Annotated in this window: 17 protein-coding genes; 16 read left to right on the forward strand and 1 reads right to left on the reverse strand. The window is 40.5% G+C overall.

Annotated elements, in window-relative coordinates:
* The first annotated feature begins 75 nt into the window (after positions 1-75).
* The 15 genes from flhA to QQK05_RS04700 all read left to right on the forward strand — a co-directional run bounded on the left by flhA (position 76) and on the right by QQK05_RS04700 (position 15,022).
* Positions 76-2,178, forward strand: coding sequence for a flagellar biosynthesis protein FlhA (gene flhA, locus QQK05_RS04630; protein ID WP_284296287.1), 2,103 nt, complete (start codon positions 76-78; stop codon positions 2,176-2,178).
* Positions 2,179-2,210: 32 nt separating this feature from the next.
* A complete protein-coding gene (flhF, locus tag QQK05_RS04635) occupies positions 2,211-3,692 on the forward strand; it encodes a flagellar biosynthesis protein FlhF (protein WP_284296288.1) in 1,482 nt (493 codons plus the stop codon).
* A gap of 33 nt (positions 3,693-3,725) precedes the next feature.
* Positions 3,726-4,568, forward strand: a complete 843-nt coding sequence (locus QQK05_RS04640; protein WP_284296289.1) for a MinD/ParA family protein — start codon at positions 3,726-3,728, stop codon at positions 4,566-4,568.
* 27 nt (positions 4,569-4,595) lie between these two features.
* Positions 4,596-5,315: an RNA polymerase sigma factor FliA gene (locus tag QQK05_RS04645; protein WP_284296291.1), complete on the forward strand. Its 720-nt coding sequence runs from the start codon at positions 4,596-4,598 to the stop codon at positions 5,313-5,315.
* Positions 5,316-5,354: 39 nt separating this feature from the next.
* Positions 5,355-5,738 carry a chemotaxis response regulator CheY gene (cheY, locus tag QQK05_RS04650; RefSeq protein WP_193023680.1) on the forward strand — a complete coding sequence of 128 codons (384 nt, stop codon included), beginning with the start codon at positions 5,355-5,357 and terminating at the stop codon, positions 5,736-5,738.
* A 41-nt stretch (positions 5,739-5,779) separates the two neighbouring features.
* Positions 5,780-6,514 (forward strand): protein phosphatase CheZ, encoded by a 735-nt coding sequence (locus QQK05_RS04655; protein WP_284296292.1) that lies wholly within the window; start codon positions 5,780-5,782, stop codon positions 6,512-6,514.
* A 15-nt stretch (positions 6,515-6,529) separates the two neighbouring features.
* Positions 6,530-8,683 (forward strand): chemotaxis protein CheA, encoded by a 2,154-nt coding sequence (locus QQK05_RS04660; RefSeq protein WP_284296294.1) that lies wholly within the window; start codon positions 6,530-6,532, stop codon positions 8,681-8,683.
* Positions 8,684-8,697: 14 nt separating this feature from the next.
* Positions 8,698-9,813: a protein-glutamate methylesterase/protein-glutamine glutaminase gene (locus QQK05_RS04665; protein ID WP_284296296.1), complete on the forward strand. Its 1,116-nt coding sequence runs from the start codon at positions 8,698-8,700 to the stop codon at positions 9,811-9,813.
* Positions 9,806-10,552 carry a flagellar motor protein gene (locus tag QQK05_RS04670; RefSeq protein ID WP_284296297.1) on the forward strand — a complete coding sequence of 249 codons (747 nt, stop codon included), beginning with the start codon at positions 9,806-9,808 and terminating at the stop codon, positions 10,550-10,552. The genes QQK05_RS04665 and QQK05_RS04670 overlap by 8 nt, the downstream gene beginning before the upstream one ends.
* Positions 10,549-11,511, forward strand: coding sequence for a flagellar motor protein MotB (locus QQK05_RS04675; protein ID WP_284296298.1), 963 nt, complete (start codon positions 10,549-10,551; stop codon positions 11,509-11,511). Before QQK05_RS04670 ends, QQK05_RS04675 begins: the two co-directional genes overlap by 4 nt.
* Before the next feature lie 14 nt (positions 11,512-11,525).
* The gene (locus QQK05_RS04680) at positions 11,526-12,305 is read left to right on the forward strand and encodes a ParA family protein (protein ID WP_284296299.1); all 780 of its coding nucleotides are present in this window, start codon (positions 11,526-11,528) and stop codon (positions 12,303-12,305) included.
* Positions 12,302-13,045 (forward strand): chemotaxis protein CheW, encoded by a 744-nt coding sequence (locus tag QQK05_RS04685; RefSeq protein WP_284296300.1) that lies wholly within the window; start codon positions 12,302-12,304, stop codon positions 13,043-13,045. The genes QQK05_RS04680 and QQK05_RS04685 overlap by 4 nt, the downstream gene beginning before the upstream one ends.
* Positions 13,046-13,108: 63 nt before the next feature.
* Positions 13,109-13,600, forward strand: a complete 492-nt coding sequence (locus tag QQK05_RS04690; protein WP_284296301.1) for a chemotaxis protein CheW — start codon at positions 13,109-13,111, stop codon at positions 13,598-13,600.
* A 47-nt stretch (positions 13,601-13,647) separates the two neighbouring features.
* Positions 13,648-14,097, forward strand: coding sequence for a DUF2802 domain-containing protein (locus QQK05_RS04695; protein ID WP_284296303.1), 450 nt, complete (start codon positions 13,648-13,650; stop codon positions 14,095-14,097).
* Positions 14,098-14,206: 109 nt separating this feature from the next.
* A complete protein-coding gene (locus QQK05_RS04700) occupies positions 14,207-15,022 on the forward strand; it encodes an MlaA family lipoprotein (protein ID WP_284296304.1) in 816 nt (271 codons plus the stop codon).
* Positions 15,023-15,080: 58 nt separating this feature from the next.
* Here the strand turns inward: QQK05_RS04700 and QQK05_RS04705 are convergent, their stop codons facing one another.
* Entirely contained in the window at positions 15,081-16,928 is a 1,848-nt protein-coding gene (locus QQK05_RS04705; protein ID WP_284296306.1) for a M2 family metallopeptidase, read from the reverse strand.
* A 1,084-nt stretch (positions 16,929-18,012) separates the two neighbouring features.
* Between QQK05_RS04705 and QQK05_RS04710 the strand changes: the two genes are divergently transcribed.
* Positions 18,013-18,639: a TetR/AcrR family transcriptional regulator gene (locus tag QQK05_RS04710; RefSeq protein WP_284296307.1), complete on the forward strand. Its 627-nt coding sequence runs from the start codon at positions 18,013-18,015 to the stop codon at positions 18,637-18,639.
* The last annotated feature ends 34 nt before the right edge of the window (positions 18,640-18,673 follow it).

Consider the following 18,673-nt stretch of genomic DNA (forward strand, 5'->3'; position numbering starts at 1 on the left):
GATTCGCAATAACTAACAACTGGTATAGTTATTGCCTTTTATTAACTATGAGTCAAAAAATTATCATAGTTGTACATGCAATTACTCGCTCAATTTAATCGATTTGATAAGAATAAATTATCGTTTTTGTCAGGCTTAGGTACGCCACTTCTGATTATTGCTGCCCTTGGTATGGTGATCTTACCTATGCCGGCGGCGCTTCTTGATATTTTATTTTCTTTCAACATTGCCCTTGCATTGATTGTTCTATTAATCACGGTTTATACCCTAAAACCACTTGAGTTTGGCTCCTTTCCTTCAGTACTTTTGATAGCGACAATTTTACGTCTTGCATTAAATGTTGCCAGCACACGAGTGGTTCTGCTTGAGGGACACCAAGGTCCAGATGCCGCGGGTAAAGTGATCGAGGCTTTTGGCTCCGTTGTTATAGGAGGCAATTACGCTGTTGGTTTGGTTGTTTTCTTAATTCTAATCATTATCAACTTTGTCGTGGTCACTAAAGGTGCTGGTCGCATTTCAGAAGTAACAGCTCGTTTTACATTAGATGCGATGCCGGGTAAACAGATGGCGATAGATGCTGATCTTAATGCCGGTTTTATTACTGCCGATCAAGCGCGTGAACGACGTCAAGAAGTTACCTCTGAAGCAGATTTTTATGGTTCGATGGATGGTGCCAGTAAGTTTGTGAAAGGCGATGCGATTGCCGGTATTCTGATTTTATTTATTAATATCATTGGTGGTCTTGTTATCGGTATGGTTCAACATGATTTAGAGTTCTCTCAAGCTGTTGAAATTTATACCTTATTAACCATTGGTGACGGTTTAGTGGCGCAGATCCCTGGCCTTCTATTATCAGTAGCAACAGCGATTGTTGTTACGCGTCAAAATACGGCCCAAGACATGGGCGAGCAAATGAGCTCTCAGCTTGGTCAAGAGCGCAGTTTATATATTGCAGCTGCCGTGATGTTCGTGATGGGCATCGTGCCAGGAATGCCGCACTTTGCATTCTTATTATTTGCGATAATGATAGCTGCCTCAGCATACTTTGGTGGTCGATATAAGGCCGCTAAAGCGGTCAAGGAAAAAGAGGAACAAGCGAAAACACAAGCTGATGAATCACAGCAAGCCGAAGAAGTTAAAGAATTAGGCTGGGATGATGTCAATCATGTTGATGTTATCGGGCTAGAAATTGGTTATCGTTTAATTCCACTTGTAGATAAAGCCCAAGGCGGTGAATTGCTTAACCGAATTAAAGGTGTTCGTAAAAAACTATCACAAGAATTTGGTTTCCTAGTTCCTGCCGTTCATATCCGTGACAATTTAGATCTTGATCCAAATAGCTATCAAATTACGCTTATGGGCGTAACCGTGGGTGAGGCTGAAATTCGTCATGATCATGAACTTGCGATTAATCCAGGCCAAGTATTTGGTAACTTGGAAGGTATCGCAACGAAGGATCCTGCATTTGGTTTAGATGCTGTGTGGATTAAACAAGATCAAAGAGAACATGCACAAGCACTTGGTTATACCGTTGTTGATGCAACGACCGTGTTAGCAACTCACTTGAGTCAGATTTTAACGAATAATGCTTCACAATTGCTTGGCCATGAAGAAGTGCAAAACTTACTTGATATGCTAGCGAAAAGCTATCCTAAGTTGGTTGAAGGTCTGGTACCAGATATTTTACCGCTAGGTACGGTAGTGAAAGTTCTACAGAATCTTATGAATGAAGGTGTGGCTGTTCGTGATATGCGTTCAATCGCTCAAACGTTAGTTGAGTATGGTACGAAAAGTCAGGATCCTGATGTGTTAACCGCAGCTGCACGTATTTCTCTGCGCAAGTTCATTGTTCAAGATATGGTCGGTTCGAATAATGAGATACCTGTCATAACATTGTCGCCTGAGTTGGAACAGATGTTGCATCAGTCAATGCAAATGGCTGGCGATGATGGCGCAGGCATTGAACCAGGACTTGCTGAACGTATGCAAAAATCTTTAACAGAAGGTGCGCATCAGCAAGAATTGGCAGGAGATACGCCAATTTTACTAACATCAGGTATTTTAAGAACGGTTTTAGCTAAGTTCGTAAAATACACGATTCCTGGATTACGAGTGATCTCTTATCAAGAGGTTCCGGACGATAAACAAATTAAAATCGTTAGCGCCATCGGACAATAACCAGTAGCTGATTATGTTGTAAGGGGTTAACAATGAAAATTAAACGTTTTGTCGCACGTGACATGAAAACTGCATTAGCAGAAATCAAGGAAGTACTTGGCGCTGATGCTGTGATTATGTCGAACAAAAAAATCCCTGAAGGTATCGAAATTATGGCGGCTGTTGATTACAACCAGCAGCCGGCTGCACAAGAAGAAGTGGCGCAAGAACCAACGCCAACGACCGCTCGAGAGGTTGCAGATGATGTGGTTTCAATTGGCTCATCGCCAGCAAGTTCTCAACCTGCTGGTGTATCTGCGCAAACCAGAATGCCTAAAGTACCAGAGAGCTTAGCTGAATTGTTAAATCGAGATGTTCAACAAGAACGTATTGAGCCTCAGCTAAACGCATCAGCGGCTGATATTACTACCAACTCATCGGCAGAAACAATCGAACAACAATTTAAGGATTTCACCGACCGTCTTTCTAATGCCCATGCGCAAAGTGATGAGCATAGTGCCGTTAATGGTTCTCCTACTGAAAATCCAGCTGAAAGCTCGTTCAGTCAAAATGAACCAGTGCAAGCCAGTATCCCTCCTCACAATGAGGAGTTTGAACGAATGAAACAAGAAATGGCATCAATTCGCCAACTTCTTGAACATCAAGTTGCTGGATTATTATGGCAAGACCGAGTAAATAAAGATCCTAATCGTGCCGTCTTAGTCAGCAAGCTAACTTCAATGGGCATTGACGCACAAATGGCTGACCAATTAGCGGGTTTCATTCCAAGCCAACTTACTGAGCAAGAAGCGTGGCAGCAAGTTAAGCATTTACTTGCCAACCAACTACAAACGACGAACAATGAAATTATTCGTCATGGTGGTGTGTTCTCATTGGTAGGTCCAACAGGCGTAGGAAAAACGACTACGATAGCTAAAATAGCAGCTCGATTTGCACAAATACACGGTGCTGATTCAGTGGCATTAATTTCAACAGATACATACCGTATTGCCGGCTATGAGCAGTTAACGACATACGCAAAGATTATCGGCTGTCCGGTAAAATTAGCACAGGATGCTAAAGAACTTGATATGTTATTGGCACAGTTCTCTACCAAAAAGTTAGTATTGATTGATACGGCAGGCATGGGGCAACGCGACATGCGATTAAATGAACATTTAACAACCTTAGTCTCAAACAGTCGCTCGCGAATTAAAAATTACTTAGTGTTGGCGGCTAATACCCAAGCAGGTGTAATGACTGAGAATGTTCAACGTTTCAACAAGATCCCATTGTCAGGATGCATATATACTAAGTTAGATGAGAGCCTAAGTGTGGGGGAATTAATCGCAACTTCTATACAAAATAACCTCCCCGTTGGTTATTTAACCGACGGTCAGCGAGTACCTGAAGATATTAAGGTTGCAAATGCTGAAAAGTTAGTTACGCTTGCTGATAAAATGTTTACAAAACAACGTAAACAAACACCTATAAATTGGACTCATCAATCGATGGCCTCTCATGCCATGATGTAGAGAAAGACAACAATAAGTAGTAAGAATTAAAAGATGTTAGATCAAGCGAGTGGCTTACGAAAAATGCAAGAACCAAAAAAAATTAAGGTCATTGCTGTTTCTGGTGGTAAAGGTGGTGTTGGTAAAACAAATGTTTCATTAAATACCGCCATTTCAATGGCACAAATGGGTAAAAAAGTTTTAGTGTTAGACGCCGATTTAGGTTTAGCTAATGTCGACGTTATGCTTGGCCTTCGTGTGAAGAAAAACTTATCCCATGTGATGTCAGGTGAATGTGAACTTGATGACATCATTATCGATGGCCCAGCAGGAATCAAAATCATTCCAGCTACATCAGGCACGCAAACGATGGTTGATCTGACGCCATCAGAACATGCGGGGCTGATTCGTGCATTTAGCGATATGGAAACAGAGTTCGATGTACTGATTGTCGACACGGCAGCAGGTATCTCCGACATGGTATTAAGCTTTGCTCGTGCATCCCAAGACGTTATGTTGGTTGTTTGTGATGAGCCTACATCGATTACCGATTGTTATGCATTGATGAAATTGCTCAGCCGTGATCACGGTGTATTTAAATTTAAAGTTGTTGCTAACATGGTTCGCAGCCCTAAGGAAGGGCAACAATTATTTGCTAAACTAACAAAAGTTAGTGATAGATTTTTAGATGTAGCACTAGAACTAGTTGGTGTTGTTCCTTTTGACGAAAACATCAGAAAGTCAGTGCGTAAACAACAAGCTATTGTAGAAGCATTTCCAGATTCTCCGGCATCTAAAGGCTTCAAGCGTATAGCTAAAAATGCCTTAGAATGGCCAATACCTCATCAACCATCAGGGCATCTAGAGTTTTTTATCGAACAGTTATTAGATAAATAATAACGACAACTTATGAGCGGGTATTAAGTGGTAAAAACGCAAGCCTATATTGATCAGATAGACAAGACTGCCTTGATAGAGCAGCAAACTGTCTTGGTTAAAAGAATTGCCTATCATTTAATGGCTAGGCTTCCTGCGAGTGTTCAAGTAGATGACTTAATTCAAGCTGGCATGATCGGATTACTCGAAGCGTCGAATAACTTTGATGCCAGTAAAGGTGCTAGTTTTGAAACTTTTGCAGGAATTCGTATTCGAGGCGCGATGCTCGACGAAATACGCCGAGGCGATTGGACACCTCGCTCTGTACACCGAAATTCACGTCTCATAAGCGATACAATCAAATCATTAGAAGCAGAATACGGTCGAGATGTCACTGATAGTGAAGTTGCAAATAAACTAAATGTCTCATTGAACGAATATCATGATATGCTTAATGAGGTAAGCTCTGGTAAAATAATAGGTATTGAGGATCTTGGTGTTAACGAAGATGCCATCAATTTTGCTCATGATGCGACAATCGAAAGCCCTCATGACGAAATTGAACATAGTGCCTTTAAAAAAGCATTGGCAGGTTGTATAACTTCATTACCAGAGCGTGAATCCTTAGTGTTATCATTGTATTATGATGAAGAATTAAATTTACGTGAAATTGGCCAAGTGTTAGATGTTAGTGAATCTCGCGTTAGCCAAATTCATAGCCAAGCAATGCATAGACTCAAAGCGAGAATGCAATCTTGGCAAAGTTAAGAATTAAATTAGTAAAAACAGACTCTTTCGGAGGGTGCCTTGGATAAAAATATGAAAGTGCTTGTTGTTGATGACTTTTCGACAATGAGACGTATTGTGAAAAATTTATTACGTGATTTAGGCTTTACCAATATTCAAGAAGCTGACGACGGTTCAACTGCTTTGCCTATGTTACAAGGCGGCGATTTTGACTTCGTGGTAACTGACTGGAATATGCCTGGTATGCAAGGTATTGATTTACTTCGTGCTATCAGAGCCGATGAAAAGTTAGCTCATATCCCTGTGTTAATGGTTACTGCGGAAGCGAAAAAAGAGCAAATCGTGATGGCTGCACAAGCTGGTGTTAATGGCTACATTGTTAAGCCGTTTACTGCTGCTACATTGAAAACTAAGCTAGACAAAATTTTTGAACGCTTAGCTTAATAAACACGACTGAATGTTGGTTAAACAATAGGAGTGTTTAAATGAGCGCTTTAATTTCGCTAGAACAAGCAAAGCAATTGGTTGCTTACTTAGAAGCTGGTCAAAATGACGAAGCGGATCAGCTAATTGCTGATGTTCAAACACCGATCAATACCGAGCTTTTTGAAGAGATTGGTAAGTTGACTCGTCAACTACATGACTCGTTAATGAACTTCCAAATTGATACTCGCCTCAATGACCTTGCGACTGCAGATATTCCTGACGCAAAAGAGCGATTAAATTACGTTATCGAGCGAACAGAAGAAGCTGCGAATAAGACCATGGACGCAGTTGAATCTATTTTTCCTGTACTAGATAAGGTGCAATCACAAGTCAGTAACGTGAAACCACAATGGCAAAAGTTGATGAAGAACCAGCTTGAGCTAGAAGGGTTCAAATCATTATGCCATGAAATTGACGCATTGTTGGTGACAACCGACAAAGAAGCTGAACATATTCATGCATTGATGACCGATGTATTGATGGCGCAAGACTTCCAAGATTTAACGGGTCAAGTTATTCGCAAAGTTATTGATCTTGTTAGAGAAGTAGAAGATAGTTTAATCAATATGTTAACCATGTTTGGTGTTAACAAAGCTGATGGTCAAGAAACGGTCGCAAAACCAAGTGTTGGAGAAAACTTGGTAGAAGGGCCTATAGTTAATACTGAAGCACGCGATGACGTTGTTTCAGGTCAAGATGATGTTGATGACCTATTATCAAGCTTAGGATTCTAAGGGGAAGTTCGAATTATGTCCTTCGAAGCAGATGAAGAAATACTACAGGATTTTTTAATTGAGGCTGGCGAAATTCTTGAGTTGCTCTCCGAGCAGCTTGTTGAGCTAGAGAATGATCCTGATAATGCGGATTTATTAAACGCAATCTTCCGTGGCTTTCATACGGTGAAAGGGGGAGCAGGCTTTTTATCACTAACTAACTTAGTGGATGCCTGTCACGGTGCTGAAAACGTGTTCGATATTTTACGAACAGGTCAGCGCAAAGTAACTCCAGAATTGATGGACATAATTTTACAGGCGTTAGATACAATTAACGAGATGTTTGCACAAGTGCAAAATCGCGAAGAAATTGATGCTGCTGATCCTGTATTGCTCGAAGAATTACACAGATTAAGTGCTCCAGAAGGTGAGGAACCTGAGCGGGCAGTAGAGGTTATCGCTGAACCTGAGCCAACGCCGGAACCAGCTCCAGTAGCTAGCGCTGAAGCGGGATCTTCTGACGAGATGACTGAAGACGAATTCGAAGCACTGCTCGACCAATTGCATGGTTCTGGTGGTTCACCTAAGCCAGCTGACACAGCACCTGCACAAAAAGAATCGGGCATTCAACCTTCTGACGAAATCACTGATGATGAGTTTGAATCGCTACTGGATGAACTGCATGGTCAAGGTGCGTTTTCATCATCTAATGCAGGACAAGCTTCTGCGGCTCCGGCCTCAAACTCGGATGAAATTAATGACGATGAATTTGAAGCGCTATTAGACGAGCTTCACGGAAAAGGTCAAGGACCTAAAGCAGCAGCTTCGGCGCCAACACCAGCGGCTACACCGACTCCTGCACCGAAACCAACTCCTGTTGCAAAGACACCAACCCCTGCAGCTAAACCAGCTGCAAAAGCACCAGCAGCGAAGGCAGCAGCTAAGCCAGCAGCCAAAGCGGGGGCGGACAAAAAGGCTGGCCAAAGTGCTAGCCCTCAAGGTGAAACTACTGTTCGTGTAGATACTAAGCGTCTTGACCAGATCATGAATATGGTCGGCGAATTAGTATTGGTGCGTAACCGTTTAACCAGTTTAGGTCTGACTAAAGAGGATGAAGAGCTTACTAAAGCTGTTTCGAATTTAGATGCCGTAACTACCGACTTACAAGGTGCGGTAATGAAAACGCGCATGCAGCCAATCAAAAAAGTTTTTGGCCGCTTCCCTCGCGTTGTACGTGACCTTGCGCGTAGTTTAAAGAAAGAAATCAAACTTATCTTAGAAGGTGAAGAAACCGATTTAGATAAAAACTTGGTAGAGGCACTTGCCGATCCACTAGTTCACTTGGTTCGCAACTCTGTGGACCATGGCATTGAAGAGCCAGATACTCGTGAAGCCAATGGTAAACCAAGAGAAGGAACGGTAATCTTATCTGCTTCTCAAGAAGGCGATCATATTTTACTGACTATCAAAGATGATGGTGCAGGTATGAATGCCGATAAGTTAAAAGATATTGCTATTGAACGAGGGGTACTAGATGCGGAAGCAGCAGCTCGTATGCCTGAAAAAGAAGCGTTTAATTTAATTTTTGCACCTGGCTTTTCGACTAAAACCGAAATTTCTGAAGTGTCTGGCCGCGGTGTCGGCATGGACGTTGTTAAGACAAAAATTACGCAGCTCAATGGTACGGTAAATATTGATTCTGAGTTAGGTAAAGGGACTGTATTAGAAATCAAAGTACCACTAACGCTGGCGATCTTACCGACCTTGATGGTAGTCGTTGGAGAACAAACGTTTGCGTTGCCATTAGCTGGCGTGAACGAAATTTTCCATTTAGATTTGACCAATACTAATATGGTAGACGGTCAACTGACCATTATTGTTCGAGAAAAAGCTATTCCACTGTTCTACTTAGATCAATGGTTAGTGAAAGATATTGAAGATAAACCAAGAGATAAAGGGCATGTAGTGATTGTCCAGCTTGGAACGCAACAAATTGGTTTTGTCGTCGACAGTCTAATCGGACAAGAAGAAGTGGTAATCAAGCCATTAGATCGATTGTTACACGGTACGCCTGGTATGGCAGGTGCGACAATTACTAGTGATGGTGGTATCGCGCTCATTCTTGATGTACCAAATATGCTTAAGTACTACGCGAAAAAGTCAAACGTCCACAAAAAGCTGGGCGCATAAGATAGAGATAATAAATGGCTTACAAGGTGTTAGTTGTTGATGATTCAAGTTTTTTTCGTCGACGTGTATCAGATATTCTTAATAGTGAAGCAAATCTAGAAGTTATTGATGTTGCCGTTAATGGTAAGGAAGCCGTTGAGAAAGCTAGTACCTTAAAGCCAGACGTGATCACCATGGATATTGAAATGCCGGTGTTAAACGGTATTGATGCTGTAAAACAAATTATGGCCCAATGTCCTACACCGATTTTGATGTTTTCATCATTGACTCACCAAGGCGCCAAAGCAACCTTAGATGCTCTCGATGCAGGTGCGCTAGACTTCTTACCTAAGAAATTTAATGAAATCGCTGCCAATAATGATGATGCAGGTGCTTTGTTAAAGCAACGAGTGCAGCAACTTGCAAGAAGACGAGTGTCGATGAGACGCTCAACCTCTGCTGGTATTGTCACTCGAAAATCACAGGCACAGCAGGCAAACTCAACATTAGCGTCAAAAACTCGACCAACACCTGCTTTTTCGCCGAGTAACCACCGTGTCAAAACCGATAAAACATACAAATTACTTGCGATAGGTACTTCTACGGGTGGGCCTATTGCTTTGCAGACTATCCTGACAAAACTTCCTCAGGACTACCCTTTACCTATTATTTTAGTGCAGCACATGCCTGCAGCCTTTACCGCTGCATTTGCTAACCGTTTAAATAACCTTTGCCAGATTAACATTAAAGAAGCAGAGGATGGCGATATGCTCAAGCCTGGTTGTGCATATTTAGCACCTGGTGGTAAGCAAATGATCATCACTGGTACGGAAAATGCTAAGAAGATTAAGATACTAGAAGATGACAGCGAAAGACTGACATATAAGCCTAGTGTTGATATTAGTTTTGGCTCAGCCGCAAAAGTTTACCAAGGTGATGTATTAGCGGTGATTTTAACGGGGATGGGCCATGATGGAAGGGAAGGTTCTCGTATGTTAAAGAGTAAAGGCGCAACAATTTGGGCGCAAGACGAACAATCTTGCGTTGTTTATGGCATGCCACAGGCCGTTACTACGGCTGGTTTGTCAGAATTATCACTACCACTTAATGAATTTTCATCGGCTATATTAAAGGAAACTGGCAATGGATAAACTCAGTATTGCTGGGCTTATCATTGCGGTTGTTGCTATATATCTTGGTTATGCTATTGATGGTGGTTCAATAACCTCACTGCTTCAGTTTCCAGCATTTATAATCGTCGTGGGTGGTACAATTGGGGCTGTTATGTTGCAGTCTTCAAGAACTGAATTTGTCCACGCGATTACTATTTTAAAATGGGTATTCACTCCACCGAAATTCGACGTTGATAAAGGTATTCAAGACATTGTTTCTTGGTCAATCATGTCACGAGAATCCGGTTATCTTGCGCTTGAAAATATTGCACTAGATGAAGTTGATCCTTTTATCAACAAAGGATTAAACCTACTTGTTGACGGTGTGGAAGTTGACAATTTTAAAGAATCTTTAGAGTTAGACTTGGATTTATACCGAGAACATAACCTGCGAGCGGCAAATGTTTTTGAATCGATGGGGGGCTATAGCCCAACTATCGGTATTTTAGGAGCTGTTCTAGGATTAATCCATGCAATGGTAAATATAAATAATCCAGAGCTATTGGGGCACGGTATCGCGACTGCGTTTGTTGCAACAATTTACGGTGTAGGTTTTGCTAACCTAATTTATTTACCAATCGCGAACAAGCTACGTTCGATTATTCATCAAGAAACCTTGTATCGCGAGATGATTTTAGAGGGTCTTACTGCGATTGTCTTAGGTGAAAACCCGCATGCAATAGAGAATAAACTCTCTGCATTTAGGTTAGTAAAATGAGACGCTTTCATAGTGATCGGCACGAAGTAAATAATGATAATGTTCATCGTTGGCTTATTTCTTATGCCGACTATATGACATTACTTTTTGCTTTATTTGTTGTCTTATATGCGATGGCTATTATTCATGAAGAGCCATTTGAAACGATGACGGACTCTATAGGGCGTGTGTTTCAATCCGAAGAAGAGCAAACAAAAAATAGAGGCCAAGGCGACGATATTCTACCCGTTAATTCGAGGAAATCAGACACTCGGTTATATGGTGATGGGATTTTAGAAGAAGCAGGACCAGAGCTCACCGATGGTGAAAATGAATTGTCGAATATCGAGGAGAGCGAAATTGGCACTAACTTAGAATCTCTTGAAGAGGAGCTTCATACGGCGTTATTCGAACTCGTTGAAGCAGGTTACGCCGAACTTGAAGTTAACGGTGAATGGCTAGAAATAGAGTTAAGTAGCGGTTTATTGTTTCCTAGTGGTAGTGCGTCTGCAACGAACAATGCGGACACGATTCTCTCGGCAATTACGCCTATAATTAAAGATGTGACGAATTATCTTAGGGTACGAGGGTATACCGATGATCAACCGATCAATACAGAAGTTTTTGAGTCCAATTGGGAACTCAGTGTCGCGCGTGCAGTGGCGATATTGAGGTTGTTGGAAGAACAGGAAATAGTGCCAGCAAGAATGGCCATAGAGGGTTATGGCCAATACTCTCCTAAGGTAGAAAATGATACGGATGATGCTAGGTTGCAAAACAGGCGCGTTGTTATCGCCATTTCAAAATATGGCTTAGAGCGCGAAAATGTGCTTGATACACCCTCGATTAGTGTAAAAGATATCGATGCGATTAAACAAGAAGTTGATTCTGCTCAACAAGGCAATAAAATTAGAGTTATTGAATTAGAAAACGGTGGTATTCGAATTACCACTCGTGATGATGATAATCAGAATAATTAAAACTAGGAACACTTTTGGTTGTTTGGACAGTAGCAAATCAGAAAGGTGGTGTTGGTAAAACCACAACAACGATAACACTTGGTGGTCTCTTGGCGTCAATGGGCTACAAAGTGCTATTGGTTGACACCGATCCTCATGCATCGCTAAGTTATTATTTTGGCATAGAGTCAGAAGACTTAGATTTGAGCGTTTATGACTTGTTTGTTCAAGACTCAACTAAAGAACAGATACTACAGAGTCTCTGTCCTACTCAGTACAGTAATATTGATATTTTGCCAGCGACGATGGGGCTGGCGACGTTAGATAGAGCACTTGGTTCAAAAGGTGGTATGGGCCTGGTATTAAAAAAGGCGCTTGCCAAAATATCTAACGAATATGACTTTGTGTTAATGGACTGCCCGCCAATTTTGGGCGTCTTGATGGTCAATGCACTAGCGGCATCAGAGCGAATTATCGTACCAGTACAAACAGAGTTTTTAGCGCTTAAAGGTTTAGATCGAATGATGCGGACCTTAGAGATGATGCAAACTGAAAAAGAATCTGAGTTTACTTATACTATCGTCCCGACGATGTTCGACAAAAGGACCAAGGCGTCAATCTTATCTTATAAAAAGTTACAAGAAACCTACCCCAATAGTGTATGGCAAGGGGTAATTCCTATTGATACCAACTTTAGAAATGCGAGCTTAGCTCAAAAAGTACCGTCGGATTATGCAATGAACACGCGTGGCGTCTATGCGTATAAAACGTTATTAACTTACTTACTCAAACAGACAAAAGTGAAGGCATCATGAGTAAATCATTATCGGCAAGCAACAAAATAATGAAAAACTATTTGTCTGAGTTATTAACGGATGTAGCTGAAGAAAAAAATAGTATCGATGAACTTGAAAAGCAGGCCAAAGACAAGCAGCTTGAGTCACTGCTCGATAAAGTAAATTTAGCAAAGCAAGACAATGCCGCTATGCCGCTATCTCGTCATCCTCACGATGAGAGAGCGCCTGAACCAGTAGATGATTTACAAATTGCGCCTGTTAAAACACGTAAAAGTAGAGCAGCTGGAACATCTCCAACTAAATCAGTTAATCGAGATAGTTTTCAGGCAATGTTTTTTGAGGTCGCAGGCTTGACCGTTGCAGTACCTTTAATTGAATTAGGTGGCATTCATCACATCGAAAAAACCAACACGTTGATGGGTAAACCTAATTGGTATAAAGGCGTAATGGTTCACAGAGAACAAAACATTAATGTGGTTGATACCGCGATGTGGGTTATGCCAGAAAAATGCAATCAGGAATTGCTAGATAGTATTAAATATCAGTATGTTATCATGTTAAATGATAGTGACTGGGGATTGGCCGCAGAACACCTAGTAGACACAGTTACGTTACAACATGATGATGTTAAATGGCTCGACAATCCTTCTAAACGAAAATGGTTAGCAGGGTTAGTGAAGGATAAAATGTGCGCATTACTCGACGTGGATTCGTTAATAGATCTACTAGAAGATGGCGTAAATATTAATCATGACTAAACTATAATACATTGATAGAATATCTTTGATGTATAAGACAAATTTTAATTGAGGACGAGTAGTATGTCTGACGAAAGACGCACTTCTAATGACGCTGTAGATAATGATGAGGTTCTACAGTGGGTAACATTTAAATTGGATAGCGAAACATACGGTATCAACGTAATGCAAGTTCAAGAAGTATTACGTCATACAGAGATCGCACCCGTTCCAGGCGCTCCTGGCTATGTACTTGGTATTATCAACTTACGTGGTAATGTTGTTACCGTCATAGATACTCGCGCAAGATTTGGCTTAGAAGCAGGTGAAGTTACTGATAACACCCGCATCGTTATTATTGAAGCTGAAAAGCAAGTTATTGGTATTATGGTCGACAGTGTTGCTGAGGTTGTTTATTTGAAAGCTTCAGAAATCGATATAGCACCTAATGTGGGTAACGACGAAAGTGCTAAGTTCATTCAAGGTGTATCCAACCGTGATGGCGAGCTACTTATTTTAGTCGATTTAAATAAGTTACTTACTGATGATGAGTGGGATGAGCTTAAACAGTTCTAATACTGCTCAAGCTATTTCTTATTGATGAAATAAGAATTGGACGTCTTATGATATCGGTTGAATTAGTCGCCTTAATAGTACTTGCTTTACTGGTTGTATTGCTTTTTGTATTGCTCATCAAACAAAAAGCAACACTTTCCAGTATTCAGGATAAGCAAAACGTACAAGACTCGTTATTCAACCAGCAAACTCAATCCCTAGCCTCATTAGAACAATCTTACCAGCAGTTATCAGAACAAGAGTCTGAGCACTTCAGTGAAAACAATCAAGTTTCAAAGCAATTGGAACACAGAATAGCAACATTAAAACAGCAACTTGCACAGTTAGAGGAAAAGCTGTTGTCTATCGAACATCAAACACCTGAAGATAAGTTTTATGCTCGGGCATTAAAGCTCGCTCAAAAAGGTGCCGATGTTGAGGAAATCGTCCAAGAGTGCGAAATTCCTCGTGCCGAGGCCGAGATGCTGCTGTCTGTTCATGCACGTAAAAAGTTTTAGTGTTCATTTACTAATTTTTACAATTAAGCATAAGATAGTTATTAATTCTTTTTTAACAAAAATCCCAACGTGATAAACTTCACCGTTATCGAAAGTATTGGATTGTGTCATGATTAAATTTGAGGCTTTAACGAAGTCCACCATATCAACTTTTTTTGTCTTAGCGTTTTCAATCTTGTCTGTAGGTTGTTCAAGTACGCCTGAGCAACAAGATGCACCTGCGGCTGAGATAAATGACCCTTTAGAGTCAATTAACCGTCCTTTATGGGTATTTACATGGGAATATGCTGATAAATACGTTACGCGCCCAGTAACAAACGCCTACGTTGCTATTATGCCGATGTTTATGCGTGAAGGGTTATTGAATATGGCTGAAAACCTTAATGAGCCTTCTTCAATGATCAACAATTTGTTGCAAGGTAAATTTAAGGCTGCTGGTAATGACGCAGGACGATTTATTATTAATTCGACTGTTGGGTTGCTAGGCTTCTATGATCCTGCGAGCGACTTTGAGCTTGAACAAAGCCAAGAAGAGTTTGGTGAGGTACTTGCAACTTATGGCGTTGGTGACGGTGCTTATCTAATGATACCTGTGCTAGGGCCGTCATCAGTTCGCGAAGAAGTCGGTGATTTTATTGATCACAGCTATTTCCCGATAGGAGATCTAGCGTTTTGGCCTGGAATTTTCAGACGAGCGATTATTGGATTAGAGGCGCGTGCTGATTTTGGCGAACGAGAGCAAATTATTGATAATTCGGTTGATTCATATCAGTTTGTAAAAACCAGTTACTATCAAAATATGCTATTTCGTGTGTATGATGGAAATCCTCCAGTTTTCGTCGATGAAGACGAAGAGGCAGAACTTGATGATTATCTAGAGTCGCTGGACGAAATTGATTTAGACGAAATTGAAGAACAAGAATAGGAAAAAAAAGGTAAGGCATTATGCCTTACCTTTTTCAATTTACGGTTTTTTATTTAAACTAAAAACCACATTGACGATTTTTATTTTTATCTTTTAGCCACGTATGTAAAGGTGCAAAGTAATCCAAGATAGCTGTTGCATCCATCTGTTCATTTCCTGTCACCACTTTATAAGCTTCTTGCCAAGGGCGACTTGAACCCATCTCAAGCATAGAGTTTAGCTTTTCGCCTGCTACTTTACTCTGGTATATCGAACAGCGATGTATCGCTTCAGTATTACCTGCAAGTTCACATAATGAACGATGGAATTCAAATTGTTGAATGTGTGCTAAGAAGTAGCGAGAGTATGGAGTATTTGCAGGAACATGGTACTTTGCTCCAGGATCAAATGCTTCTGCATCACGAGCAATTGGTGCGGATACCCCTTGATATTTCTCGCGTAATTCCCACCATGCTTTATTGTAGTTTTCAGGTGAAATCTCGCCTGAAAATACTTTCCAACGCCATTGATCGACAAGCAAGCCAAAAGGAATAAAAGCAACTTTGTCCAACGCCATCTTCATCAAAAGACCTATGTCTTTCGATTCATCAGGAATGCTGTCAATTAAACCAATTTCTTTCAAGTACTTTGGCGTAACCGATAGTGCAATAGTATCGCCAATCGCTTCGTGGAATCCATCATTAGCACTATTTTGAAATAATACAGATTGATTCTTATACGCGCGTTGGTAAAAGTTATGGCCTAATTCATGGTGAATGGTAGAAAAATCTTCACCAGTTTTCTGGATACACATTTTAATACGAATATCGTCTTGCGTATCCAAACTCCATGCAGATGCATGGCACATTACGTCGCGGTCTTTCGGCTTAGTAAATAACGAACGACTCCAAAATGTTTCTGGTAATGGCTCGAAACCTAACGAGGTAAAAAAGTTCTCTGCGCCTTTTACCATTTTTATTTCATCGTAATTATGTGCAGCAAGCTGGGTTGTTACGTCATAGCCTGGATCAGCATTCTCAGGAGCAACGAGATCGTAGATGTTACCCCATTGTTGAGCCCACATATTGCCAAGAAGGTGAGCAGGGATAGGACCATCTTGAGGAACTTTGTCTTCTCCATATTCTTTGCCTAATTCGGCACGAACATAACAATGAAGGTCGTCATATAGTGGTTTAACTTGCCCCCACAGCCTATCAAGCTCTATTGCAAACTCATCAGGTGTCATGTCGTAGTTTGAACGCCACATTGCGCCAAGGTCCTTATATCCAAGCCCTTGTGCTCCCTCGTTAGCTAAGTCGACTTGTCGGCTGTATAAAGGCTTCATTTCAGGGCTAACGGTTCGCCACCCCTGCCATAACTCTAGTAGCTCATCATAGTCACGTGAACTTGCCATTTTGGCCGACATATCAACAAGGCTTAGCTTTTCACCTGTTTTTGTTGTGTAGGTACCTTTACCGTATATGCTTCCCATATCCGCAGCTAACTTAGCCAGCTCTGCTGATTTGGCAGAGTCTTGCGGTGCTGGTATTACTAAGCTCTGTTTTAATATGTTCAGCTTTCTTCGCTGTTCAGGTGTAACATCAACATCATCAAATTTAGCGGCTTCCATCGCATATTTTACGCCGGCTTCGGTGTATCGTTGATTTTGCTCAGATGCTAGGGAACTCGTATCTTCGGTAATAAAGTTTTGATAGATCCATTCTGCTCTAGAGGCCTCAATGATTAATGCTGTCATTTGAGCTTCTACTTCTTGCAAAAAATCTTGAGCGTCTTGTTGCGTCAATTGCTGGGGTTGTGTTGTTGCTGATTGACTAACTTGTTGCGTGTTTTCGGTTGAGTTATTACATCCTGTAATTGACAAAAGTAGTGCCGTGGCAATCCCTGACAGTTTGATTGTTTTTTTCATGAGCTTCTATCTTGTTATTTTAATTGTCAAAAGGAGTATAACGTATTGTCTTTATTAGCTCTAGCTAGCGAAAATTACCAGTTTATGAGTGGAAAAAGTCAGCTAAAAAAAAAGCTCATCAATAATGATGAGCCGTCAATAAGGGAGAGTATAACAAAATTGTCTTAAAAGGTGTCGACCTAAATAAGATGAGTAAATATTAGATGGATTGCTTGTTTTTTACTGTGTGTAGTTTGTTTAAATGTGTAACTTGGCCTTATTTTTTTAAAAAAAAGCTCATCGCAAAGATGAGCATAATAAGGAGAGTATCAATTGCTTTCATAGGGTTTGAAAAGCAAGTTAATGATAAGTACAACTATCGTTAATGTCTGTTTAATAAGTGCTAAAAAATGTACAAGCAGGGTAACTGACTAAGCCTGAAAATGATTAGGTTGCCAAATAAAAAACGCTCACCGAGAGGGTGAGTGAAAAGAGAGTATCAAATGCTTTCAAATTGGTTGGGTTAAAAGCAAGGTAATCATAAAACGGTTCGTCAGAGCTTTCTTGAAGAATCTTGTATTCAAGTGTTAACAGATGTATTGCCAACTTCAATAGGCAATTAGCAAAATGTAAAGCGCAAAAAAAAGCTCATCAAAGTGATGAGCTGTCAATAAGGGAGAGTATAACAAAATTTTGTCTTAAGGGGTGTTGACCTCAATAAGATGGGAAAATAGTAACCAACTAACGCGTTTAATACTGTAGGTAAAACGTTAAGAAGTGTAATCCTTTATAATCAAGCAAAAAAAAAGCTCGAAAATTCGAGCTTTATAATAAGGGAGTATAACAATGTATTATTCGAATAATTTAAGCGAGAATAAATATGTCGAATATACGTGTGAAGCAAAATCTCATTCATGCTAATTGACAGATCAGGCATCAAGGAATACGTTCACTGTTAACTAGGAGTCATGGTTTTTTAGAAAGTTCAAAAGAATTCAAAAAAAATTTAAAAAATTTCTGATTCTAGGAAAATAACAACGTGTTGTAATAACTAAAACATCTGTTTAAACTAAATGTTTAAAACGCAGTAGGGTTATATTAGTTAATGAGTACCAAAGAAAAAATACTGGATGCAGCGGAAAAGCTTTTTTCTGATAACGGCTTCAATGGCACTTCTTTAAGAGAAATTACTAGCCAAGCCGAGGTTAACTTAGCAGCCGTAAATTATCACTTTGGTTCTAAGAGAGAACTCATTAAAGCTGTGATGTCTAGGTACATGAATGAACTTTCTCCTCGTTTAATGACAACATTAACGAGTGTACAGGCTAAAGATAAACCAACATTGATAGAGGTGTTCTCTGCGTTTGTCGAGCCGCTTCTTGCATTAAATACGTTTCGTGAAAATGGCACGTCTATTTTCCTACAGCTTCTAGGACGAGGATATACAGATTCACAAGGATTCCTGCGTTGGTTTTTAACCACCAAATATCCTCAAGTCATTGAGAGCTTTATCGCGGCAGTTCAAAAAGCTTACCCAGAATTAGAACCTGAAGAAATGTTTTGGCGTTTGCATTTCACTATGGGAACCGTTGTTTTTACCATGTCATCGAGTGATGCGTTAATCGATATTGCGCAAAACGATTACGGCCAACATATTAATATCGAAGACGTCATCGAAAAGCTGATCCCTTATGTTGCAGCAGGCGTCGGTGCACCAATTCAACAAAAATAAGCTGACTTCACATTAAATAAGTTTATTTACGCAT

The sequence above is a fragment of the Thalassotalea loyana genome, from assembly GCF_030161435.1.
Lineage (GTDB): Bacteria > Pseudomonadota > Gammaproteobacteria > Enterobacterales > Alteromonadaceae > Thalassotalea_G > Thalassotalea_G loyana.